Source organism: Cupriavidus sp. H39 (assembly GCF_050271075.1).
Taxonomy (GTDB): Bacteria; Pseudomonadota; Gammaproteobacteria; order Burkholderiales; family Burkholderiaceae; genus Cupriavidus; species Cupriavidus necator_B.
This window is the reverse complement of sequence record NZ_CP189848.1, coordinates 3,075,199-3,093,046: the sequence shown is the minus strand read 5'-3', so window position 1 is coordinate 3,093,046 and position 17,848 is coordinate 3,075,199. Positions and strand designations below refer to the sequence as shown.

Genomic DNA, 17,848 nt, shown 5'->3' with positions numbered 1-17,848 from the left:
AGTGGAGGCCATCGTTTGCAACGTTGGTCTTCGCCATCTGGTATCACCTGGCGCGTGGGTCCGTATCGGTCTCGGTAAACAGAACCGGAAGCGGTCCCGCTACCGCTCGCCAATCATCAATGAGACCCTATCGCCAGTGCTCGGGAGCCTCGAAGCCCTCGGTATGGTGGAAGCGGTGCGCGGGGATATTAGCGACAAGACCAAGCAGACAGTTATGCGAGCTGGCCCAACGCTGCTCTCCAAGCTGCGGGTTGCTTCCTTGACTTATGCCGACTTTGGCATTGACCTCGGAGCGGAAGCTATCGAGCTGAGGAAGGAGAAGGGGCGGAAGACCGGCATTGCAAACGCTAAGGTAGAAACGCTGGAATATGAGGACGATGAGACCACGCACCGCTACCGCAGTGAGATGCATACCATCAATGGCGGCCTTCTATCGGCAGCCCTCGGGCTTTGCCCAGTGGTTGCAGGAAGGGCTGACGTTTGCACGGCTGACAGAACGCTGAAGCGCATCTTCACCAATGGCTCATTCACGCAAGGCGGGCGCTTGTATGGCGGCTTCTGGATGGGCTTGCGCCGCGAGGACAGGAAGGCAATCACCATTGACGGTGAGCCGGCAGTCTCGCTCGACTATTCGCAGGCTGGCCCGAGGATTCTCTATGGCCTTGCTGGTGTCCCATACGATGGCCGAGATGCCTATGCAGTGCCAGGCTATGCGGGGGAGTACAGGGACAGCATCAAGAAGCTCTTTGGGGCGATGCTCAATACTAAGAAGCGGCTGACCCAGTTCCCGGAGGAGCTGAAGGGCGCCTTCGCTGGCCTGAAGGTGCGGGAGGTGGTTGATGCAGTGCTAGACCACAATGCGGAGGTGGCGCATCTCCTCTTCAATGGGGTGGGGCAGACAGTCCCCTTCATCGAGAGTCAAGCAATGGTCCGTGTGCTGCTGGCTCTCAGAGAGATTGGGGTTACTGGGCTACCCATTCATGACGCAGTGCTGGTCCCTGCCTCCAAGGTGGATCATGCAAGAACAATCATGGAAGAGAGCTTCCTTGCTGTTGCTGGAGTGACTGGAAGGGTAGAAGTAGAAGAGTAACCAGCCATAGCCAGTCTCTCCCTATATCTATAGTAATCGCACGGGGGTCTCTCCATATGGTGGGGCCTTAAGCCCTCGCGGACCTAGACAACCCATTCGCTATATCATAGGAGCCCTTCCGGACACTTCCGGAACTGTGACATTCAGTGGGCCGCCCCCGCAATACCAATCGGAGAATACGTGTATGGAGTTGCGTCAAGTCGTGCTGGCGAAGCAATTGTTCACGGAGGCAACAAACTTCCAGCGGCGGCAGAGTGCACTTCACAGCGGCCTTGCCGTGTCGCTGGCTCAGGACGCGGTGGAGATGTTCCTGCGTGCGGTCTACAAGCAGCGTTGTGGCACGGGTCAGGAGCCCAAGGACTTCACAGGGGTAATTGACCGCATTGACCAGGCGGCTGGCGCGCAAGAGGAGTTGAGGGTTCCGTTTCGGGCTCGGCTCACAGACCTAAATAAGGCGCGCGTAAATTTTAAGCACTATGGCCTGTACCCAGATCGAACAGACGCACGTCAACTGCTGGAGTACGCCTCAGATTTTTTTGGCGCCGCAACGCAGCGTTTCTTTGGGCAAGATTTTGAAGGCATCTCTCTTGGGGACCTTGTGCAAGCCTCGGATATTCGAGAGCGGCTTCACGCAGCCACGGAAGCGGCACGCCGAGGGGAGTCAGACGAAGCCTTGGGGCTAGCGGCAGAGGCCGTGGATTTGTCTGTGTTGGCACTTCTGGATGTCTTGCCTAACAGCGCCAGGTATTCCTTTCTTCCCGACATCGTTCAGCATGATCGCAAAACGGAGCAAGCGTGGAGAGACTTGCCAAAGCATATCGACCGGAACATCACCGCGTTGCGACGAATGGCCGTCACGGTTTCGCTACCTATCGACCTTGCCGCACTTCAGAGATTCAATGAGTTCGTGCCGGGCTTGCAGCGAGTTCTTAGCGGAACCTATTATCGGTCTAAGAGGAACTCCGAAGCGCCTAGCCCGGACGATGTGGATTTCTGCATCCGGTTCGCGACGGATTTTGCCTTGGCGGTCGAGGCGCGGCTAGGGGGCTACTAAGCCTACTTGGAAGATGGGCTCTGCGTTAAGGCCGCTACTCTTCGGCCAGGTTATTATCGCAGCGCCCCAGAGAGAGAGAGGAAGCGGGGAAGAGTAGCCGCTCGGACCTCAGCTCACTCAAGCCTCTTCACCTGTACCCAGCCGTCCAACCCTTCGACCCTAACGATGGGCCAGTCGGGCCTGAGTTGGTTGGCATCAAGCTGGTCCATCTCGGGACCGGAGAACTTCAGCAGGCATCCGCAGACGCGGGCTACTGCGAAGGCATCACGCTTGACACGGAAGGTAATCGTGCAGACGTGGCGCCCCTCTCGCATAGCGGCAATCTGGTAGGGCATGGAGGGCCTCCCTCGGGTAGCCGATAGGGAGACCATAGCAGGGGCGTGGAGGCTTGCTGAAGGCCCCATGCGTATCCCATACTGGTCCAGTTGGGAACGTCGTTCCACTTGAGCGACAGGCGCTTTAGTGAGTTCCCAATTCTGGATTGACAGTCAGGAGCCTCAGCGTTCCAGTCCGAGGGCAGCTCCGCTGTTAGAGTAGTCCCGCCTTGTTTGCCTTCGAGATGAGGTAATTGACGAAAGCGGAGCAGGCAACCGCCATGTACTTGGCCTCATCAAAGCCTACAGACGAGTCTTCAGTCAGGTGGGCATGGCGAATGCCCTTCTCATCGCTGGTGTAGCCATAGAGGGAGACAAAGGCTGACTTGAGAGCCCCGTGAATCGGGGCCTTCTTGGCAAGCTCGTTCAGTGCTCCGGACAGTCCTTGCGCGTCATCCTTGCCGAGTACCTTTGCTACAGATTCGACGGCGCTAATCGATTCCTTGATGGAGTTCCGAAAGTCGGGCTCTGGCTTCTTGCTGAGCAGCGAAAGGGCGGTCTTAATATGCGCCTGCGCTCCCTGAAGTCGCGATGCCGCAGTGCATCTGATGGCTTCGTCAATCGAGGAAAGTTCATCACTGGACGTCACGGGACATAGGACGCCACCCACGAAACGATAGCCCGAGCATTCGCTTTCGAGAGCCGAATTGATCGAGACTACGAATCTTCTGCTGTCCGCGCCGTAGGCGCCTTGCGCTGCGCGGAAGTTCTCAGCTATGAACTCGATAAGGTTGTAGACCTCATGCCATTGAAGCGCGTTGAAATAGCTCTTCATCCATTCACGGCATTGACGGTCCAAAATTGGCACGTCATCTATTGGGGTCTTCCGGAAATACTGCGCGACTATTCTAGCGAGGCTTCGCCACCTGTCCTCCGTCTTGTGCTCGAAGTGGTTGTGGAGTACGTTCCACAATGATGTGCGAAGCGATGTGCCCATTCCATCGAGTTGCAAGATGGTAAGGGGTTGAGTAACACCAATTCTGTCCGAGAATCGCGAGGCCATCTGGTAATTGTTCTTGGTTGTTGGATCAATGTGAGAACTGCTACCGGCAGACTTTGCTCAGCCACTCCCGTTTTACGAGCAAGGAATAGCCCTTCCCATATCTTGCGGCTTCCCCCCGGGTAGCCCATCCCCCGATGGAGTGCCGGACTTCCTCCGGACAATGCACCTCACGGAGCCGGTCAGCCATCGTATGGCGCAGCTCATGGGCGGTATGGTCAAGGCCATTGGTACGGAGCCACTTGGCTACCCCCGCTGATGCAGATTCAGCGTTGCACCCCTTCTGCTCAGACGTGTAGCGAGGAAAGGCGAACCGCTGCCCTGGCTTGGCGCTTTCTACCACGCGCTTAGCACCCCACAGAGCCATCCCCATAAGGGGCACTTCACGGACGCTCCAATCAGTCTTCAGGTCCCGCCAAGGCTGCCTCTGGATGACGATATGGGGAACGTCTGCCTTGAGGTTGATTTCCCCCAGCGTGAGACCGGCAACCTCCGCCAGCCGTGCCCCTGTGTCAGCGAGCATCGCCAAGAGCCAGCGCATGTCATCGTCCTGGCTCCGGCACTTCTTCTCCAACGTCGCCAGCTCCTCAGGAGTGAATGGCTCCCTGTCTTCCGCATCAGACCCCTCAGCGGCAATCTTGATGGCCTCAAAGGGGTTAGCTCGGTTCAGCTCCTTCTCGCGGATGTAGATGGTCATGGCCGCTTTGAAGGTATTCAGCCGCCTCCGGACGGTGGTGGTCTTGTTGCCCTTCTCAAGCTGCTTGGCGATGTACTTGCGGGCATCCTCGCGTGTTACCTCATCAATGGGCTTGTCCCCGATAGCGGCAAGCAGACCACCGAATGCACGCTTGGCATAGGTCTCAAACTTTGCATCCCCGCGCTTCTGGTGGGTCTCAAGGTAGAGGTCCAGCATGTCACTCAGGGCGGGCTTGAGGGTGCCCGTTACCATCTGAATGGCGGCGGCCTCTACTGGGGTCAGGAATTCAGTCCCGCTTGCTGAGCGGTAGACCTCCTCATCGCCATCAGCGTGAGCCTCTCGCTTCTTATCCAGGTGGTCATACAGCAGCGATAGGGCGGCCTCAGCGGCCTCGTCCAGCTCCCCTGAGGGGGTGATGCCCCATGAAGCTAGAAATGCCTCAGCGTGCTTCTTGGTGGCCTTGAGGGAAGAGTTCGGGCTAGCCCGGAGCATCGCCCAGTCCTCCTCAAGCTGTCGGTTCATCCGCTCGATTGCTCGGGCAGCCGTGGCTGTATCAGAGGTGCGTAGGTTCGTCTTGACCAGCTTTTTCCCGTACCGGTCCTGAAGGTCCCGTGGAACTGGCCGCTGGAAGTAGTAGACCCCTGAGCGCAGGTAGCAGTATTTCAAGGTGATGGAGATGACGCCGCGTTTGATTAACATGGGCAACTTACCACAGAAGTTACCACAGAAACGCGACCGAACCACCCGGAAAGGCTTATGGGATAAGGCTTTGCGCCTGAATTGATGGTGCCCGGGGTCGGACTCGAACCGACACGCCTTGCGGCGGGGGATTTTGAGTCCCCTGCGTCTACCTGTTTCACCACCCGGGCAGGTGTGGGGCGCCGGAACCGGCGCCTGGCTGAGCCGGGGATTATGCCGGAAATCGCGCCGCCGGACAACCGCAGACGCGGGCTTCGGCCGCCGCGCAAATCCGGTAGCATGGCGCCCAGCCTTGCCGCTGCCGGCCGCCCGGACGGCATCCCCGACCGCACCCCAGACCGCCATGACCCACCCAGACTTGCTTGCGCGCCTTGCCAGCCTGCCTTCGCAGGATCCGGCCTTCTATGACCGTGAGTACAACAATCGCGCCAATGTGCCGGACAACCCGGCGCATCTGGCGCGCTGGGCGCATTGGTCGGCGCAGGTACGCGCACGCGGCCCTTTTCTGGCGGACCTGAGCTATGCCGGCGAGGACACGCGCCATGCGCAGGGCGAGACGCTGGACTATTTCCCCGCGCAACGCGCCAACGGGGCCCTGCCGCCGCTGCTGGTATTTATCCACGGCGGCTATTACCGCGCGCTGGACAAGCACGACCACAGCTTCGTCGCCAGCGCGCTGCCGGCGCTGGGCGTGTCGGTGGCGGTGGTCAACTACACGCTGGTGCCGGCGGCGACGGTGCCGGAGATCGTGCGGCAGGTGTTGCGCAGCGTGGCCTGGCTGTACCGGCAGGCGGACCGGCTGGGCCATGATCCGGACCGGCTGTTCGTGGCGGGGCATTCGGTGGGGGGCCACCTGGTGGCGATGCTGATGGCCGCGCGCTGGCCGCAGTTGGGCGCGGACCTGCCCGCGGGCCTGGTGCGGGGCGGGCTTTCGGTCAGCGGGCTGTACGACATGGAGCCGCTGCGGCGCGCGGCCTTCCTGCAGTGCGACCTGAAGTTATCCGAAGCCGATGTGGCGCGGCTGTCGCCCGCCTACATGGCGCCGGCCGACGCGGCGCCGCTGGCCATCGCGGTGGGTGAGCTGGAGGCCGCCGAATACCATCGCCAGCATGCGCTGATCCGCGCGGCGTGGCCGGCCAAGGTGGCGCATCCGGCGGCGAGCGACCTGGTGCTGCCGGACTGCCATCACTTCAATGTGCTGGACAGCCTGACCCGCGCGGACGGCGCCCTCACGCGCGCGGTACTGCGGCTGATGGAGCGCTGAGCGCCCGCCGCGCGCCAGCGCCTCAACCTTCCAGCACGCGCAGCAGCGACGAGGTATCGTCCTTGCCCCAGCCCTTGTCCATCAGCGCGCGCAATTGCGCCGAGGTGGCCTGCATCGCCGGCAGCTCCAGGCCGATTTCCTCGGCGATATCGCGCGCCAGCCCGAAGTCCTTGTCGTGCAGCCGCGCCTCGATGCCGGCGGCAAAGTTGCGCGCCACCATCTTGGGGCCCATCAGGTCCAGCATGCGGCTGCCGGCCATGCCGGTCGCCATGGCCTCGAACACGCGGCCGGTATCGACGTCCTGCGCGGCGGCGAAGCGCATGGCCTCGGCGATGCCTTCGATATTGACCACCTGGGCGATCTGGTTGCACAGCTTGGCGACCTGGCCCGCGCCGTGATCGCCGATATGGGTGATGGTCTGGCCCAGCCGCTGCAGCAGCGGCCGCACGCGCTCCAGCATCTCGGGCTTGCCGCCGACCATGATGGTCAGCGTGCCGGCCTCGGCGCCCATGGTGCCGCCCGACACCGGGCAGTCCAGCGCCTCGATGCCGCGCGCGGCCAGCGCCGCGGCGATCTCGCGCGTGACGATGGGCGAGATGGTGCTGTGGTCCACGCAGATGGTGCCCGGCGCGGCACCGTGGATCACGCCCTGCGCGCCCAGCAGGACTTCGCGCACGTCTTCGGACGAGGTCACGTTGGTGAAGACGACGCTGGCGCCGCGTGCCGCCTCGGCCGGCGTGAAGAACGGTTCAGCCCCCAGTTGGCGCGCGGCCTCCGCCGCTTCCGGGCGGCGCACGAACGCGCGCACGGTGTGGCCGGCGCCAAGCAGGTTGCGCACCATGTGCGAGCCCATGGCGCCCAGGCCGATAAAGGCGACAGTGGTGGGGGTTTGAGTGGTGCTCATGCCATGCTTCCTTTCCTGATGCGTTGATTCGGCGGGCTACTTGTCGCCCGCATAGGCAAACTTGCCATTGCGGATCACCCCCATCACGCGCGAACGCTGGTCGAAGCCCTGGTGGTCCTTCGGGTTCAGGTTCATCACGCCGTTGGGGATAGTGAGATTGGTGGTGGATTCCAGCGCGTCGCGCATGGCCGCGCGGAACTCGCGCGTGCCCGGCTGGGCGCCGCGCTTCAGCGCGCGGCGGGCGGCGTCGTCGAGCAGCATCCACGCGCCCCAGGCATCGCCGGCGAACTGCGTGACGCTGTCGGCGCCATACCTGGCCTCGTAGCGGTTGACGAAGTCCAGCGCCACCTTGCGCACCGGGTGGCTCTCGGGCAGCTGGCGCGCGACCACCACCGGCCCGGTCGGGAACAGCGTGCCTTCGACGTCCTTGCCGCCCATGCGCAGGAAGTCCCAGGTGGCGATGCCGTGGGTCTGGTAGACCTTGCCCTTGTAGCCGCGCTCGCCCAGCGTCTTCTGCGGCAGTACCGATGGGGTGCCGGCACCGGCGACCAGGATCGCGTCGGGGTTGGCCGCCATCAGCTTGAGCACCTGCCCGGTGACCGAGGTGTCGTTGCGCGAGAAGCGCTCGTTGGCAACGACCTTGATCTTGCGGACCTCGGCCAGCTTCGAGAATTCGCGCCACCAGCTTTCGCCGTAGGCGTCGGCAAAGCCGATAAAGCCGACCGTCCTGACGCCGTGGTTGCTCATGTACTCGGTCAGCACGGTGGCCATGTGCGAGTCGTTCTGCGGCATCTTGAAGGCCCAGCGGCGCTTGGCGTCGCTCTGCGGCTCGACGATGGCGGCCGAGGCCGCCAGCGCCACCATCGGCGTCTCGCCCTCGGCCACGGCGTCGAGCGCGGCGATGGCGGTGGGCGTGATGTTGGGGCCGACGATCACGTCGACCTTTTCCTCGGAGATCAGCTTGCGCACGTTGCGCACCGCCGCGGCCGGGTCGGTGCCGTCGTCGAGGATGATGTAGTGCGCCTTCTGGCCGCCCAGCGTTTGCGGCCACATCAGCACGGTGTTCTTGGACGGGATGCCGATCGAGGCGGCCGGCCCGGTGGTGGACACATCGATGCCGACGCGGATGTCGGCCTGCGCGGCGCCGGCGAAGAGCAGCGCGCCGGCAAGCAGCAGGGGGCGCAGGGGCAGTTTCAGCATCGTCTCCTCCGTTCTTATATGTGACGGGAAGGATAGCCGAACTCGGCGGGGCGGGGCACCCCGGTCCCGCCGCAGCGGCTTTAGCGTACGCCCAGGCGCCAGAGCGAGGTCATTTCGGCGGAGCGCGCCGCGTGCAGCGGGTCGGCGGCATCGGCCGCGCGCGGGTGGCGCGGGCGGATGTCGGAGCGGCCCAGCACCTTCAGCCCGGCGGCTTCGATCCAGCCCGTCAGTTCGCCGCGCTGGCGCAGGCCCAGGTGCTCGGCCAGGTCGGACAGCACCAGCCAGCCCTCGCCGCCGGGTTCCAGGTGCTCGGCCAGCCCTTGCAGGAAGCCGCGCAGCATGGCGCTGTCCGGGTCATAGACCGCGCGCTCCACCGGCGAGCTGGGCCGTGCCGGCACCCACGGCGGGTTGCACACCACGAGCGGCGCGCGGCCCGCGGGAAACAGGTCGGCCTCGACCACGTCGACCTGAGCGGCGTAGCCGAGCTGGGCGATGTTCTCCCGCGCGCAGGCCAGCGCGCGCGGGTCCTGGTCGGTGGCCACCACCCGCTGCACGCCGCGGCGGGCCAGCACCGCGGCCAGCACGCCGGTGCCGGTGCCGATATCGAAGGCCAGCGTCGTGGCCGGCAGCGGTTCGGCCGCGACCAGGTCGACGTACTCGCCGCGCACCGGCGAGAACACGCCGTACCACGGGTGGATGCGGTCTTCCAGCGCGGCGATCTCCACGCCCTTCCTGCGCCATTCGAAGGCGCCGATCATGCCCAGCAGCTCGCGCAGCGAAGCCACGTAGGGCTCGCCGGCCGGGCCGTAGACCTGTTCGCAGGCTTCGCGCACATCGGGCGCGCGCCGCAGCGGCACGCTGTGGTCGGCCTCGAACGGCAGCAGCAGCATGCCGAGCGTGCGGGCGCGCTGCGACTGTGCCAGCCGGTGCAGGTGGAAGGCCTCGGTGACGGATCCGGGCGCGTCCTTGGCCTTGTGGCCCGGCCGGCTTGCCTTCTTGGGCTTGCGCTCGGTGCGCCGCGCCATGGCGTTGAGCAGCTGGCGCGCGTTCTGGAAGTCGCCGCGCCACAGCAGCGCCGTGCCTTCGCAGGCGAGCCGGTAGGCGGTGTCGGCGCTGGTGGTGTCGTCGGCGACCACCACGCGGCGCGGCGGCGGGTTGCCGGCCTCGGAGCGCCAGGCGGCGCTGCGCTCGGTGCCGTCCTCGGTCCAGTGGATGCGGGGCAGTTCGCTGGGGGCTTCGCTCATGGGTACGTTCATGGGTTCGCTCACAGCGCCTCCGGCCGGCGCGGCGTGACGGATTGGGAATGCATATTGGGTTCTGCTTTCTTATATGGCGAGGCGACGGGCTGCCGCGCTCAGAGTTCGTAGGCTTCGTGCTCGCCCGACATGGCCTGTTCGACCAGCTTGCGGTTCAGCGTCGGGGAGAACAGCTCGATAAAGGTGTAGACAAAGCTGCGCAGGTAGGCGCCTTGCTTGACCGCCAGGTGCGTCACATTGCTGCCGAACAGGTGCCCGGCTGAAATCCCGCGCAGGTTGCGGTCGCGCTCGGCATCATAGGCCACGCCAGCGACGATGCCCACGCCCAGGCCGATCTCGACATAGGTCTTGATCACGTCGGCATCGATCGCCTCGAGCACGATGTCCGGCTTCAGGTGGCGCAGCTCGAACGCTTTGTCGATCTTGGGCCGGCCGGCGAAATTCGGGTCGTAGGTGATCAGCGGGTAGCCCATCAGGTCTTCCAGCGCCAGGTGCTTCTTGTCCAGCAGCGGATGGTCGGGTGGCGTGATCACCATATGCGTCCACTGGTAGCCCGGCAGCGACACCAGGTTCTTGTCGTCGGTGATGCCTTCCGTGGCGATGCCGATATCGGCGTGGTCATGCAGCAGCATGTCGGCGATCTGCGACGGGTTGCCTTGCTGGATCGACAGCCGGACCTTGGGGTAGCGCTTGGTGAACTCGCCGATCACTCGCGGCAGCGCATAGCGTGCCTGTGTATGCGTGGTGGCAATGGTGAAGTTGCCCTGGTCCTGTGCGGCATAGTCCATGCCGACCCGCTTCAGGCTCTCGACCTCCTGCAGGATCTTCTCCACGGAGCCGAGAATGCGCCGACCCGGCTCCGTCAGGCTGCGGATGCGCTTGCCGTGGCGCGTGAAGATATCGACACCCAGCTCTTCTTCCAGCTCGATGATGGCCTTGGAGACGCCTGGCTGTGACGTGTAGAGCGCTTTTGCGGCTTCGGTCAGATTGTAGTTCTGCCGGACGGCTTCGCGCACGAAGCGAAACTGGTGCAGGTTCATATAACTCGCATCGTATAAACAAACAACTTCTTATTAGTTTGAGGTATGAGGCCAGTTTATTACGATTCTCGAACTTTGTTAATGAACGTCCTGCCCTTAGTGCGTCCGCTCGCAGCCCCCGAATTGTGATGCGAGCCTCACAGGCAGGGCCCACCGAGTCCCCATGTCCCTGGCCTATACCGTTTCCGGTCTGTTTGTAGGCGTCCTCGTCGGACTGACCGGCGTGGGAGGGGGCTCGCTGATGACACCGCTGCTGACGCTGCTGTTCGGCTTCTCGCCAGCCACCGCGGTCGGCACCGACCTGGCCTTCGCGGCCATCACCAAGGGTTTCGGCACCATCGCGCATCGCGCCCACGGCCACGTGCAGTGGCAGGTGGTGCGGCGCCTCTGCATCGGCAGCCTGCCGGCGGCCGTGGCCGCCATCCTGGTGCTGAAAAGCGCCGGCGAGCTCAACGCGCAGTGGCTGCATGCGATCCGCGTGACCATCGGCGTGTCGGTGCTGCTGACGGTGCTGTCGCTGCTGTTCCGCAAGCAGCTGCTGGCCTGGCTGGCGCGCAATCCGCGCTTCCAGCTCGAAGGCCGCAAGCAGGCGGGCGCCACCATCGTGGTGGGCGTGGTGCTTGGCGTGCTGGTGACGGTCTCGTCCATCGGCGCTGGCGCGGTCGGCGCTACGCTGATCCTGCTGCTGTATCCCCATATGAAGCCGGCCGAAGTGGCCGGCACCGACATTGCCTACGCCGTCCCGCTGACGGCACTGGCCGGGCTGGGCCATGTGTGGCTTGGCACCGTCAACTGGAATTTGCTGCTGGCGCTGCTGGTGGGTTCGATCCCCGGCATCTGGCTGGGCGCGCAACTGTCGCGGGCGCTGCCCGAGCGGCTGGTGCGCGCCGCCCTGGCGACCACGCTGACGCTCGTCGCCATCAAGCTCGTCTCCTGAATTCAACGAATACTGAACGGACCCCGCCATGTATCAGTACGACCAATATGACCAGCGCATCGTCGCCGAGCGCGTCGCCCAGTTCCGTGACCAGGTGCGCCGCCGCCTGTCGGACGAGCTGACCGAGGAAGAATTCCTGCCGCTGCGGCTGCAGAACGGCCTGTACATGCAGCGCCACGCCTACATGCTGCGCGTGGCGATTCCGTACGGCCTGCTGTCGTCGAAGCAGCTGCGCAAGCTGGCCCATATCGCACGCGAATACGACCGCGGCTACGGCCACTTCTCGACCCGCCAGAACATCCAGTACAACTGGATGGAACTGGAGCGCGTGCCCGACGTGCTGGCCGAGCTGGCCAGCGTCGAGATGCACGCCATCCAGACCTCGGGCAACTGCGTGCGCAACATCACCACCGACCACTTCGCCGGCGTCGCGCCGGACGAATCGGTGGACCCGCGCGTGCTGGCCGAGCTGCTGCGCCAGTGGAGCACGTTCCAGCCGGAATTCGCCTTCCTGCCGCGCAAGTTCAAGATTGCCATCTCCGCTTCGGCCGACGACCGCGCGGTGGTGCAGATGCACGACATCGGCGTCTACGCCTACAAGAATGCCGACGGCGAAGTGCGCCTGCGCATCCTGGCCGGCGGCGGCCTCGGCCGCACGCCGATCCTGGGCACGATCATCAAGGACGACCTGCCGTGGCAGCACATGCTGACCTACATCGAGTCGGCCATCCGCGTGTACAACCGCTATGGCCGCCGCGACAACAAGTACAAGGCCCGCATCAAGATCCTGGTGAAGGCGATCGGCGCCGACAAGTTCGCGCAGGAAGTCGAGGAAGAATGGCAGCACAGCAAGGACGGCCCGGCCACGCTGACACAGGCCGAATTCGACCGCGTGGCACAGTACTTCACGCCGCCGGCCTATGAAAAGCTGGCCGACACCGACGCCTCGTACGAGAAGCACCTGCTCGAAGACAAGGCGTTCGCGCGCTGGGTCAGCCGCAGCGTGCACGGCCACAAGGTGCCGGGCTACGCCGCGGTGACGCTGTCGACCAAGCCGGGCCTGGTGTCGCCGCCGGGGGATGCCACCGACGCGCAGATGGAAACCGTGGCCGACCTGGCCGACCAGTTCGGTTTCGGCGAACTGCGCGTGGCGCACGAGCAGAACCTGGTGCTGCCGGACGTGAAGAAGCAGGACCTGTACGCGCTGTGGCAGCTGGCCAAGAAGGCCGGCCTGGCCACCCCCAACATCGGCCTGCTGACTGACATCATCGCTTGCCCGGGCGGCGACTTCTGCTCGCTGGCCAATGCCAAGTCGATCCCGATCGCGCAGGCGATCCAGGATCGCTTCGACGATCTCGACTACGTCTACGACCTGGGCGAGATCTCGCTGAACATCTCGGGCTGCATCAACGCCTGCGGCCACCACCACGTCGGCAACATCGGCGTGCTGGGCGTCGACAAGGACGGCTCCGAGTGGTACCAGGTCACGCTGGGCGGCGCGCAAGGCAACCAGACCGCGCTGGGCAAGGTGATCGGCCCGTCGTTCAGCGCCGAGGAAATGCCCGAGGTGGTGAGCCGCATCATCGACACCTTCGTTGCTAACCGCATCGAGGACGAGCGCTTTATCGAAACCCTGTCCCGCATCGGCATCGCCCCGTTCAAGGAACGCGTGTATGCAGACAAGCAGCCGCGCGAGCGCGCCGAAGCCTGAGGACCGGAGACTGAACATGGCAAAGATCATTCAACTGCAACGCGACGGCGCCAACGTGACCCCCGTTATCGTCGATGACGCCTGGACCGTGCTGCGCGGCACCGCGGAACAAGCGCTGACCGACGAGCAGATCGCCGCCGCGGCGCAAAGCCAGGACGCGGTGCTGTTCCCGCTGTCGGTGTGGCAGGCCAACGAAGCGCTGCTGGCGGGCCGCGACGTGGCCCGCACCGGCGTGTGGCTGGCCCCGGAAGACGAGCCGGGCGACGCCGCCGCGGTTTTCGACCGCGTGTCCCTGGTGGCGGTGGACTTCCCGGTGTTTCGCGATGGCCGCGGCTTCTCCACGGCCTACCTGCTGCGCACCCGCTACCAGTGGCAGGGCCAGCTGCGCGCCATCGGCGACGTGCTGCGCGACCAGCTCAACTTCATGAAGCGCTGCGGCTTCGACGCCTTCGCGGTGCGCGCCGACAAGAACATCGACGACGCCATCAAGGGCTTCACCGAGTTCACCGTGACCTACCAGGCGTCGGTGGACGAGCCGCTGCCGCTGTTCCGCCGCGCGCGCGCCGAGGTTGGCGCGCAGGCGAAGGAAACGGCATGAGCGCGGTGCTCAACGAGATCCCGGTGGTGGACGCCAGCGGCGCGGTGTCGGGCCTGCGCCCGCCCGCGCTGTGGGTGGCGCCGCAGTACACCGGCAGCGTCGAGGCGCTGGCGCAGAAAGAGCGCGAGCTGGACGAGCGCCTGGCCGGCATCGCCGCGCGCTTCTTCCGTGCGCGCTTTGCCTCGAGCCTGGCCGCCGAAGACATGGTGCTGACCGACGCGATCCTGCGCGGCAGCGAAGCCGTGCGTGCGGGCATCCGCGTGTTCACGCTGCAGACCGGACGGCTGCACGCCGAGACGCTCGCGGTGCTGGACAAGGTGCAGGCGCACTACGGCTACAGCATCGAGCAGTACACGCCGGACGCCGAGGCCGTCGAGAACTACCTGAAGAAGCACGGCCTGAACGGCTTCTACGACAGCATTGACGCGCGCAAGTCGTGCTGCGGCATCCGCAAGGTCGAGCCGCTCAACCGCGCGCTGTCGCACGCCGACGCCTGGATGACCGGCCAGCGCCGCGAGCAGGCCGTGACGCGCGCCGAGCTGCCGTTCGAGGAGCTCGACGAGGCCCGCGGTATCCCCAAGTTCAACCCGCTGGCCGACTGGAGCGAGGCCGAGGTGTGGGCCTACCTGAAGCGCCACAACGTGCCGGTCAACGACCTGCACGCCAAGGGCTATCCCAGCATCGGCTGCGAGCCCTGTACGCGTGCCGTGCGCGCGGGCGAGGATGTGCGCGCGGGGCGCTGGTGGTGGGAGAGCAAGGACTCGAAAGAGTGCGGGCTCCACGAACAGAACATCAAGCATTGAGGCCGGAACAAAATGGGCATCATGAACGACATCGCAGAAGCCACCAATAGCGTGGCTCACCTGTTGCAGGTACAGAACGACCATCTCGACCGCCTGGAGGCGGAGTCGATCTACATCATCCGCGAGGTGGTGGCCGAGTGCCGCAACCCGGCGCTGCTGTTCTCGGGCGGCAAGGACTCGATCGTGATGCTGCACCTGGCGCTGAAGGCGTTCCGCCTGGGCGAGCGCAAGATCGAGCTGCCGTTCCCGCTGGTGCATATCGACACCGGCCACAACTACCCGGAAGTGATCACCTTCCGCGACCAGCGCGTGGCGGAACTGGGCGCGCGCCTGGTGGTGGGCCATGTCGAGGATTCGATCAAGCGCGGCACCGTGCGCCTGCGCAAGGACACCGATTCGCGCAACGCCGCGCAGGCCGTGACACTGCTGGAAACCATCGAGGCGCACAAGTTCGACGCGCTGATGGGCGGCGCCCGCCGCGACGAAGAGAAGGCCCGTGCCAAGGAGCGCATCTTCTCGTTCCGTGACGAGTTCGGCCAGTGGGACCCGAAGGCGCAGCGCCCCGAGCTGTGGACCCTGTATAACGCCCGCATGGCGCAGGGCGAGCAGATGCGCGTGTTCCCGATCTCGAACTGGACCGAACTGGACGTGTGGCAGTACATCGCCCGCGAAAACCTGGCGCTGCCGCCGATCTACTACGCGCACCAGCGCGAAGTGGTGCGCAAGAACGGCCTGCTGGTGCCGGTCACGCCGATCACGCCCAAGCAGGACGGCGACGTCAGCGAAGTGCTGTCGGTGCGCTTCCGCACCGTCGGCGACATCAGCTGCACCTGCCCGGTGGCCAGCGTTGCCGATTCGCCGGAAGCGATCATCGCCGAGACCGCGGTGACCGAGATCACCGAGCGCGGCGCCACCCGCATGGACGACCAGACCAGCGAAGCTTCGATGGAGCGCCGCAAGAAGGAAGGCTACTTCTAAGCCGCACGCAGCAAAGGATCCAGACATGACTCACCAAGCAACCCATCAAGGCCTGCTGCGCTTCATCACCGCCGGCTCCGTCGACGACGGCAAGAGCACGCTGATCGGCCGCCTGTTGTATGACAGCAAGGCGGTGCTGTCGGACCAGCTGACCGCGCTGGCCAACGCCAAGAACAAGCGCACCGCCGGCGAGCAGATCGACTTCTCGCTGCTGACCGACGGCCTCGAAGCCGAGCGCGAGCAGGGCATCACCATCGACGTGGCCTACCGTTACTTCTCGACCGCGCGCCGCAAGTTCATCATCGCGGATACGCCGGGCCACGAGCAGTACACCCGCAACATGGTCACCGGCGCGTCGACCGCCGACGCGGCCATCGTGCTGGTCGATGCCACGCGCGTGACTGTCACGGACGGCCGCGCCGAACTGCTGGCGCAGACCAAGCGCCATTCGGCGATCCTCAAGCTGCTGGAGATCCGGCACGTGATCGTCGCCGTCAACAAGATGGACCTGGTCGACTACAGCGAGCAGACCTTCAACGAGATCCGGACCGCCTACGCCGAGCTGGCCGAACAGCTGGGCCTGAAGGACGTGCGCTACGTGCCGGTCTCGGCGCTGCGCGGCGACAATATCGTGCACGAGAGCGACGCCATGCCGTGGTACCAGGGCGAGCCGCTGCTGCCCCTGCTGGAAGACCTGCCGGTGGAAGAAGCCGCGCCCGAGGACGACGCCGCGCTGCGCTTTCCGGTGCAGCTGGTGATCCGCCAGGACGGCTCGCAATCCGACGATTTCCGCGGCTATGCCGGCCGCGTCGAAGCCGGCACCGTGCGCGTCGGCCAGAAGCTGCGCGTGCTGCCCGCCAACCGCGAAGCGGTCGTGGCTGAAGTGCTGACGCCCAACGGCGCCGCCGAATCGGCCAACGTCGGCGACACCGTCACCGTGCGCCTGGCCGATGACGTCGATGTATCACGCGGTGACATGTTCGTCGCCGCGGATGCGACCGCGGCTTCCGCCAAGAAGCTGCAGGCCGACCTGTGCTGGTTTGACGACGAGTCGCTGAACCCGTCGCGCAAGTACGTGCTCAAGCACACCACGGCCAGCGTGTTCGCGCGCGTGTCGGCGGTGGAGCGCGTGCTGGACGTGCATACGCTGTCGCACGAGACCGGCCGCCACGACATCCGCCTGAATGACATCGGTTCGGTGCAGATCTCGCTGCAGAAGCCGATCGTGTGCGATGCCTACGGCGACAATCCGGCCACCGGCGCGTTCGTGCTGATCGACGAAGCCACCAACCACACGGTCGCGGCAGGCATGATCCGTGCGTTCTCCTGATCGGTAACTGACAGGAAGGGGCAGCAGATGGACAAGCAGGCGCAGAAGGCTTACGGCAAGGTGACCCTGATCGGGGCAGGCCCCGGTGCGGCCGACCTCATTACGGTGCGTGGTGCACGGCTTTTGGGCGAAGCCCAGGTGGTGCTGCACGATGCGCTGGTGGCGCCGGAGATGCTGGCCTGGTGTCCGCAGGCGGAGCTGGTCGAAGTCGGCAAGCGCTGCGGCCAGCGCTCCACCGCGCAGCTGTTCATCAACCGCCAGATCGTCGACCTGGCCAGCAAGTACGAACGCGTGGTGCGACTGAAGGGCGGCGACCCGATGCTGTTCGGGCGTGCCGACGAGGAACTGCAGGCACTGGAAGCGGCCGGCATCGAGTATGAAGTGGTGCCCGGCATCACCGCCGCGCTGGCGGCCGCGTCGGCCATCGGCAAGCCGCTGACCAAGCGTGGCGTGTCGCGCAGCGTGGCCTTTGCCACCCAGGCCAAGGCGGCGGATGGCGAGGGCTCGCCCGATATCGAAGCCGCGGTCAAGGCCGATACGCTGGTCTACTACATGGGCCGCGACCAGGCGGCGTCGATTGCCGCGCAGCTGATCGCGCACGGCAAGCCCGCATCGACGCCGGCGTGGGTGGTGGAAGCCGCCACCACGCCGCGCCAGCGCAGCCGTGAGTTCACGCTCGGCGGGATGGCGGCCGGGGAAGCCGCGGCATGGATCGACCCGGTGCAGCCGAGCCTGCTGATGATCGGCGCGGCGCTGGCGGCTCGCGCGACCGAGGCGCCGCGGGAGGATGCGGGCGTGACGGACGTTCGCGCGCCGCGCGCTGCCTGAGGGTTTTCTCCCCTCTCCCATTTATGGGAGAGGGGCGGGGGTGAGGGCGGGAGTCTCCACGAAGTGAGGCGCCATGGTGATTGCC

General features: G+C 65.2%; 17 protein-coding genes and 1 tRNA gene. 10 read left to right on the top strand and 8 right to left on the bottom strand.

Annotation, left to right across the window (positions count from 1 at the left end):
* Position 1 precedes the first annotated feature (1 nt).
* Positions 2-1,090 (top strand): hypothetical protein, encoded by a 1,089-nt coding sequence (locus ACOCMH_RS29700; RefSeq protein ID WP_427311034.1) that lies wholly within the window; start codon positions 2-4, stop codon positions 1,088-1,090.
* Positions 1,091-1,274: 184 nt separating this feature from the next.
* On the top strand, positions 1,275-2,144 hold the full coding sequence (locus ACOCMH_RS29695; protein ID WP_427311032.1) for a hypothetical protein: 870 nt from the start codon (positions 1,275-1,277) through the stop codon (positions 2,142-2,144).
* Positions 2,145-2,257: 113 nt separating this feature from the next.
* On the opposite strand, the gene ACOCMH_RS29690 is transcribed toward ACOCMH_RS29695, so the two are convergent.
* The 4 genes from ACOCMH_RS29690 to ACOCMH_RS29675 form a co-directional block, all read right to left on the bottom strand.
* Complete coding sequence (locus ACOCMH_RS29690) at positions 2,258-2,479, bottom strand: hypothetical protein (protein WP_427311030.1); 222 nt, start codon at positions 2,477-2,479, stop codon at positions 2,258-2,260.
* Positions 2,480-2,672: 193 nt separating this feature from the next.
* Entirely contained in the window at positions 2,673-3,521 is an 849-nt protein-coding gene (locus ACOCMH_RS29685; RefSeq protein WP_427311028.1) for an AbiJ-NTD4 domain-containing protein, read from the bottom strand.
* 40 nt (positions 3,522-3,561) lie between these two features.
* Entirely contained in the window at positions 3,562-4,914 is a 1,353-nt protein-coding gene (locus ACOCMH_RS29680; RefSeq protein ID WP_427311026.1) for a phage integrase, read from the bottom strand.
* A gap of 85 nt (positions 4,915-4,999) precedes the next feature.
* Positions 5,000-5,084 (bottom strand) — tRNA-Leu (locus ACOCMH_RS29675).
* 173 nt (positions 5,085-5,257) lie between these two features.
* On the opposite strand from ACOCMH_RS29675, the gene ACOCMH_RS29670 reads away from it, so the two are divergent.
* Complete coding sequence (locus tag ACOCMH_RS29670) at positions 5,258-6,178, top strand: alpha/beta hydrolase (protein WP_427311024.1); 921 nt, start codon at positions 5,258-5,260, stop codon at positions 6,176-6,178.
* Between the two features lie 22 nt (positions 6,179-6,200).
* Here ACOCMH_RS29670 and ACOCMH_RS29665 read toward each other — a convergent pair whose 3' ends face one another.
* From ACOCMH_RS29665 to ACOCMH_RS29650, 4 genes are all read right to left on the bottom strand, one after another.
* The gene (locus tag ACOCMH_RS29665) at positions 6,201-7,082 is read right to left on the bottom strand and encodes an NAD(P)-dependent oxidoreductase (RefSeq protein ID WP_427311022.1); all 882 of its coding nucleotides are present in this window, start codon (positions 7,080-7,082) and stop codon (positions 6,201-6,203) included.
* Between the two features lie 36 nt (positions 7,083-7,118).
* Positions 7,119-8,282 carry an ABC transporter substrate-binding protein gene (locus ACOCMH_RS29660; protein WP_427311020.1) on the bottom strand — a complete coding sequence of 388 codons (1,164 nt, stop codon included), beginning with the start codon at positions 8,280-8,282 and terminating at the stop codon, positions 7,119-7,121.
* An 80-nt stretch (positions 8,283-8,362) separates the two neighbouring features.
* Entirely contained in the window at positions 8,363-9,526 is a 1,164-nt protein-coding gene (locus tag ACOCMH_RS29655; protein WP_427311018.1) for a methyltransferase, read from the bottom strand.
* A 110-nt stretch (positions 9,527-9,636) separates the two neighbouring features.
* Entirely contained in the window at positions 9,637-10,578 is a 942-nt protein-coding gene (locus tag ACOCMH_RS29650) for a CysB family HTH-type transcriptional regulator (RefSeq protein WP_171515777.1), read from the bottom strand.
* A 163-nt stretch (positions 10,579-10,741) separates the two neighbouring features.
* Here ACOCMH_RS29650 and ACOCMH_RS29645 point away from each other — a divergent pair, with 163 nt between their 5' ends.
* From ACOCMH_RS29645 to cobA, 7 genes are read left to right on the top strand one after another with little or no spacing between them, the layout of a single operon-like run.
* Positions 10,742-11,515 carry a sulfite exporter TauE/SafE family protein gene (locus ACOCMH_RS29645; RefSeq protein ID WP_427311016.1) on the top strand — a complete coding sequence of 258 codons (774 nt, stop codon included), beginning with the start codon at positions 10,742-10,744 and terminating at the stop codon, positions 11,513-11,515.
* 28 nt (positions 11,516-11,543) lie between these two features.
* Positions 11,544-13,226, top strand: a complete 1,683-nt coding sequence (locus ACOCMH_RS29640; protein ID WP_427311014.1) for a nitrite/sulfite reductase — start codon at positions 11,544-11,546, stop codon at positions 13,224-13,226.
* A 16-nt stretch (positions 13,227-13,242) separates the two neighbouring features.
* A complete protein-coding gene (locus ACOCMH_RS29635) occupies positions 13,243-13,824 on the top strand; it encodes a DUF934 domain-containing protein (RefSeq protein WP_427311012.1) in 582 nt (193 codons plus the stop codon).
* Positions 13,821-14,627, top strand: a complete 807-nt coding sequence (locus ACOCMH_RS29630; protein WP_427311010.1) for a phosphoadenylyl-sulfate reductase — start codon at positions 13,821-13,823, stop codon at positions 14,625-14,627. Before ACOCMH_RS29635 ends, ACOCMH_RS29630 begins: the two co-directional genes overlap by 4 nt.
* A 12-nt stretch (positions 14,628-14,639) precedes the next feature.
* On the top strand, positions 14,640-15,605 hold the full coding sequence (gene cysD / locus ACOCMH_RS29625) for a sulfate adenylyltransferase subunit CysD (RefSeq protein WP_427311008.1): 966 nt from the start codon (positions 14,640-14,642) through the stop codon (positions 15,603-15,605).
* 25 nt (positions 15,606-15,630) lie between these two features.
* Positions 15,631-16,935 (top strand): sulfate adenylyltransferase subunit 1, encoded by a 1,305-nt coding sequence (locus ACOCMH_RS29620; RefSeq protein WP_427311006.1) that lies wholly within the window; start codon positions 15,631-15,633, stop codon positions 16,933-16,935.
* 27 nt (positions 16,936-16,962) lie between these two features.
* Positions 16,963-17,763, top strand: coding sequence for a uroporphyrinogen-III C-methyltransferase (gene cobA, locus ACOCMH_RS29615; protein ID WP_427311004.1), 801 nt, complete (start codon positions 16,963-16,965; stop codon positions 17,761-17,763).
* The last annotated feature ends 85 nt before the right edge of the window (positions 17,764-17,848 follow it).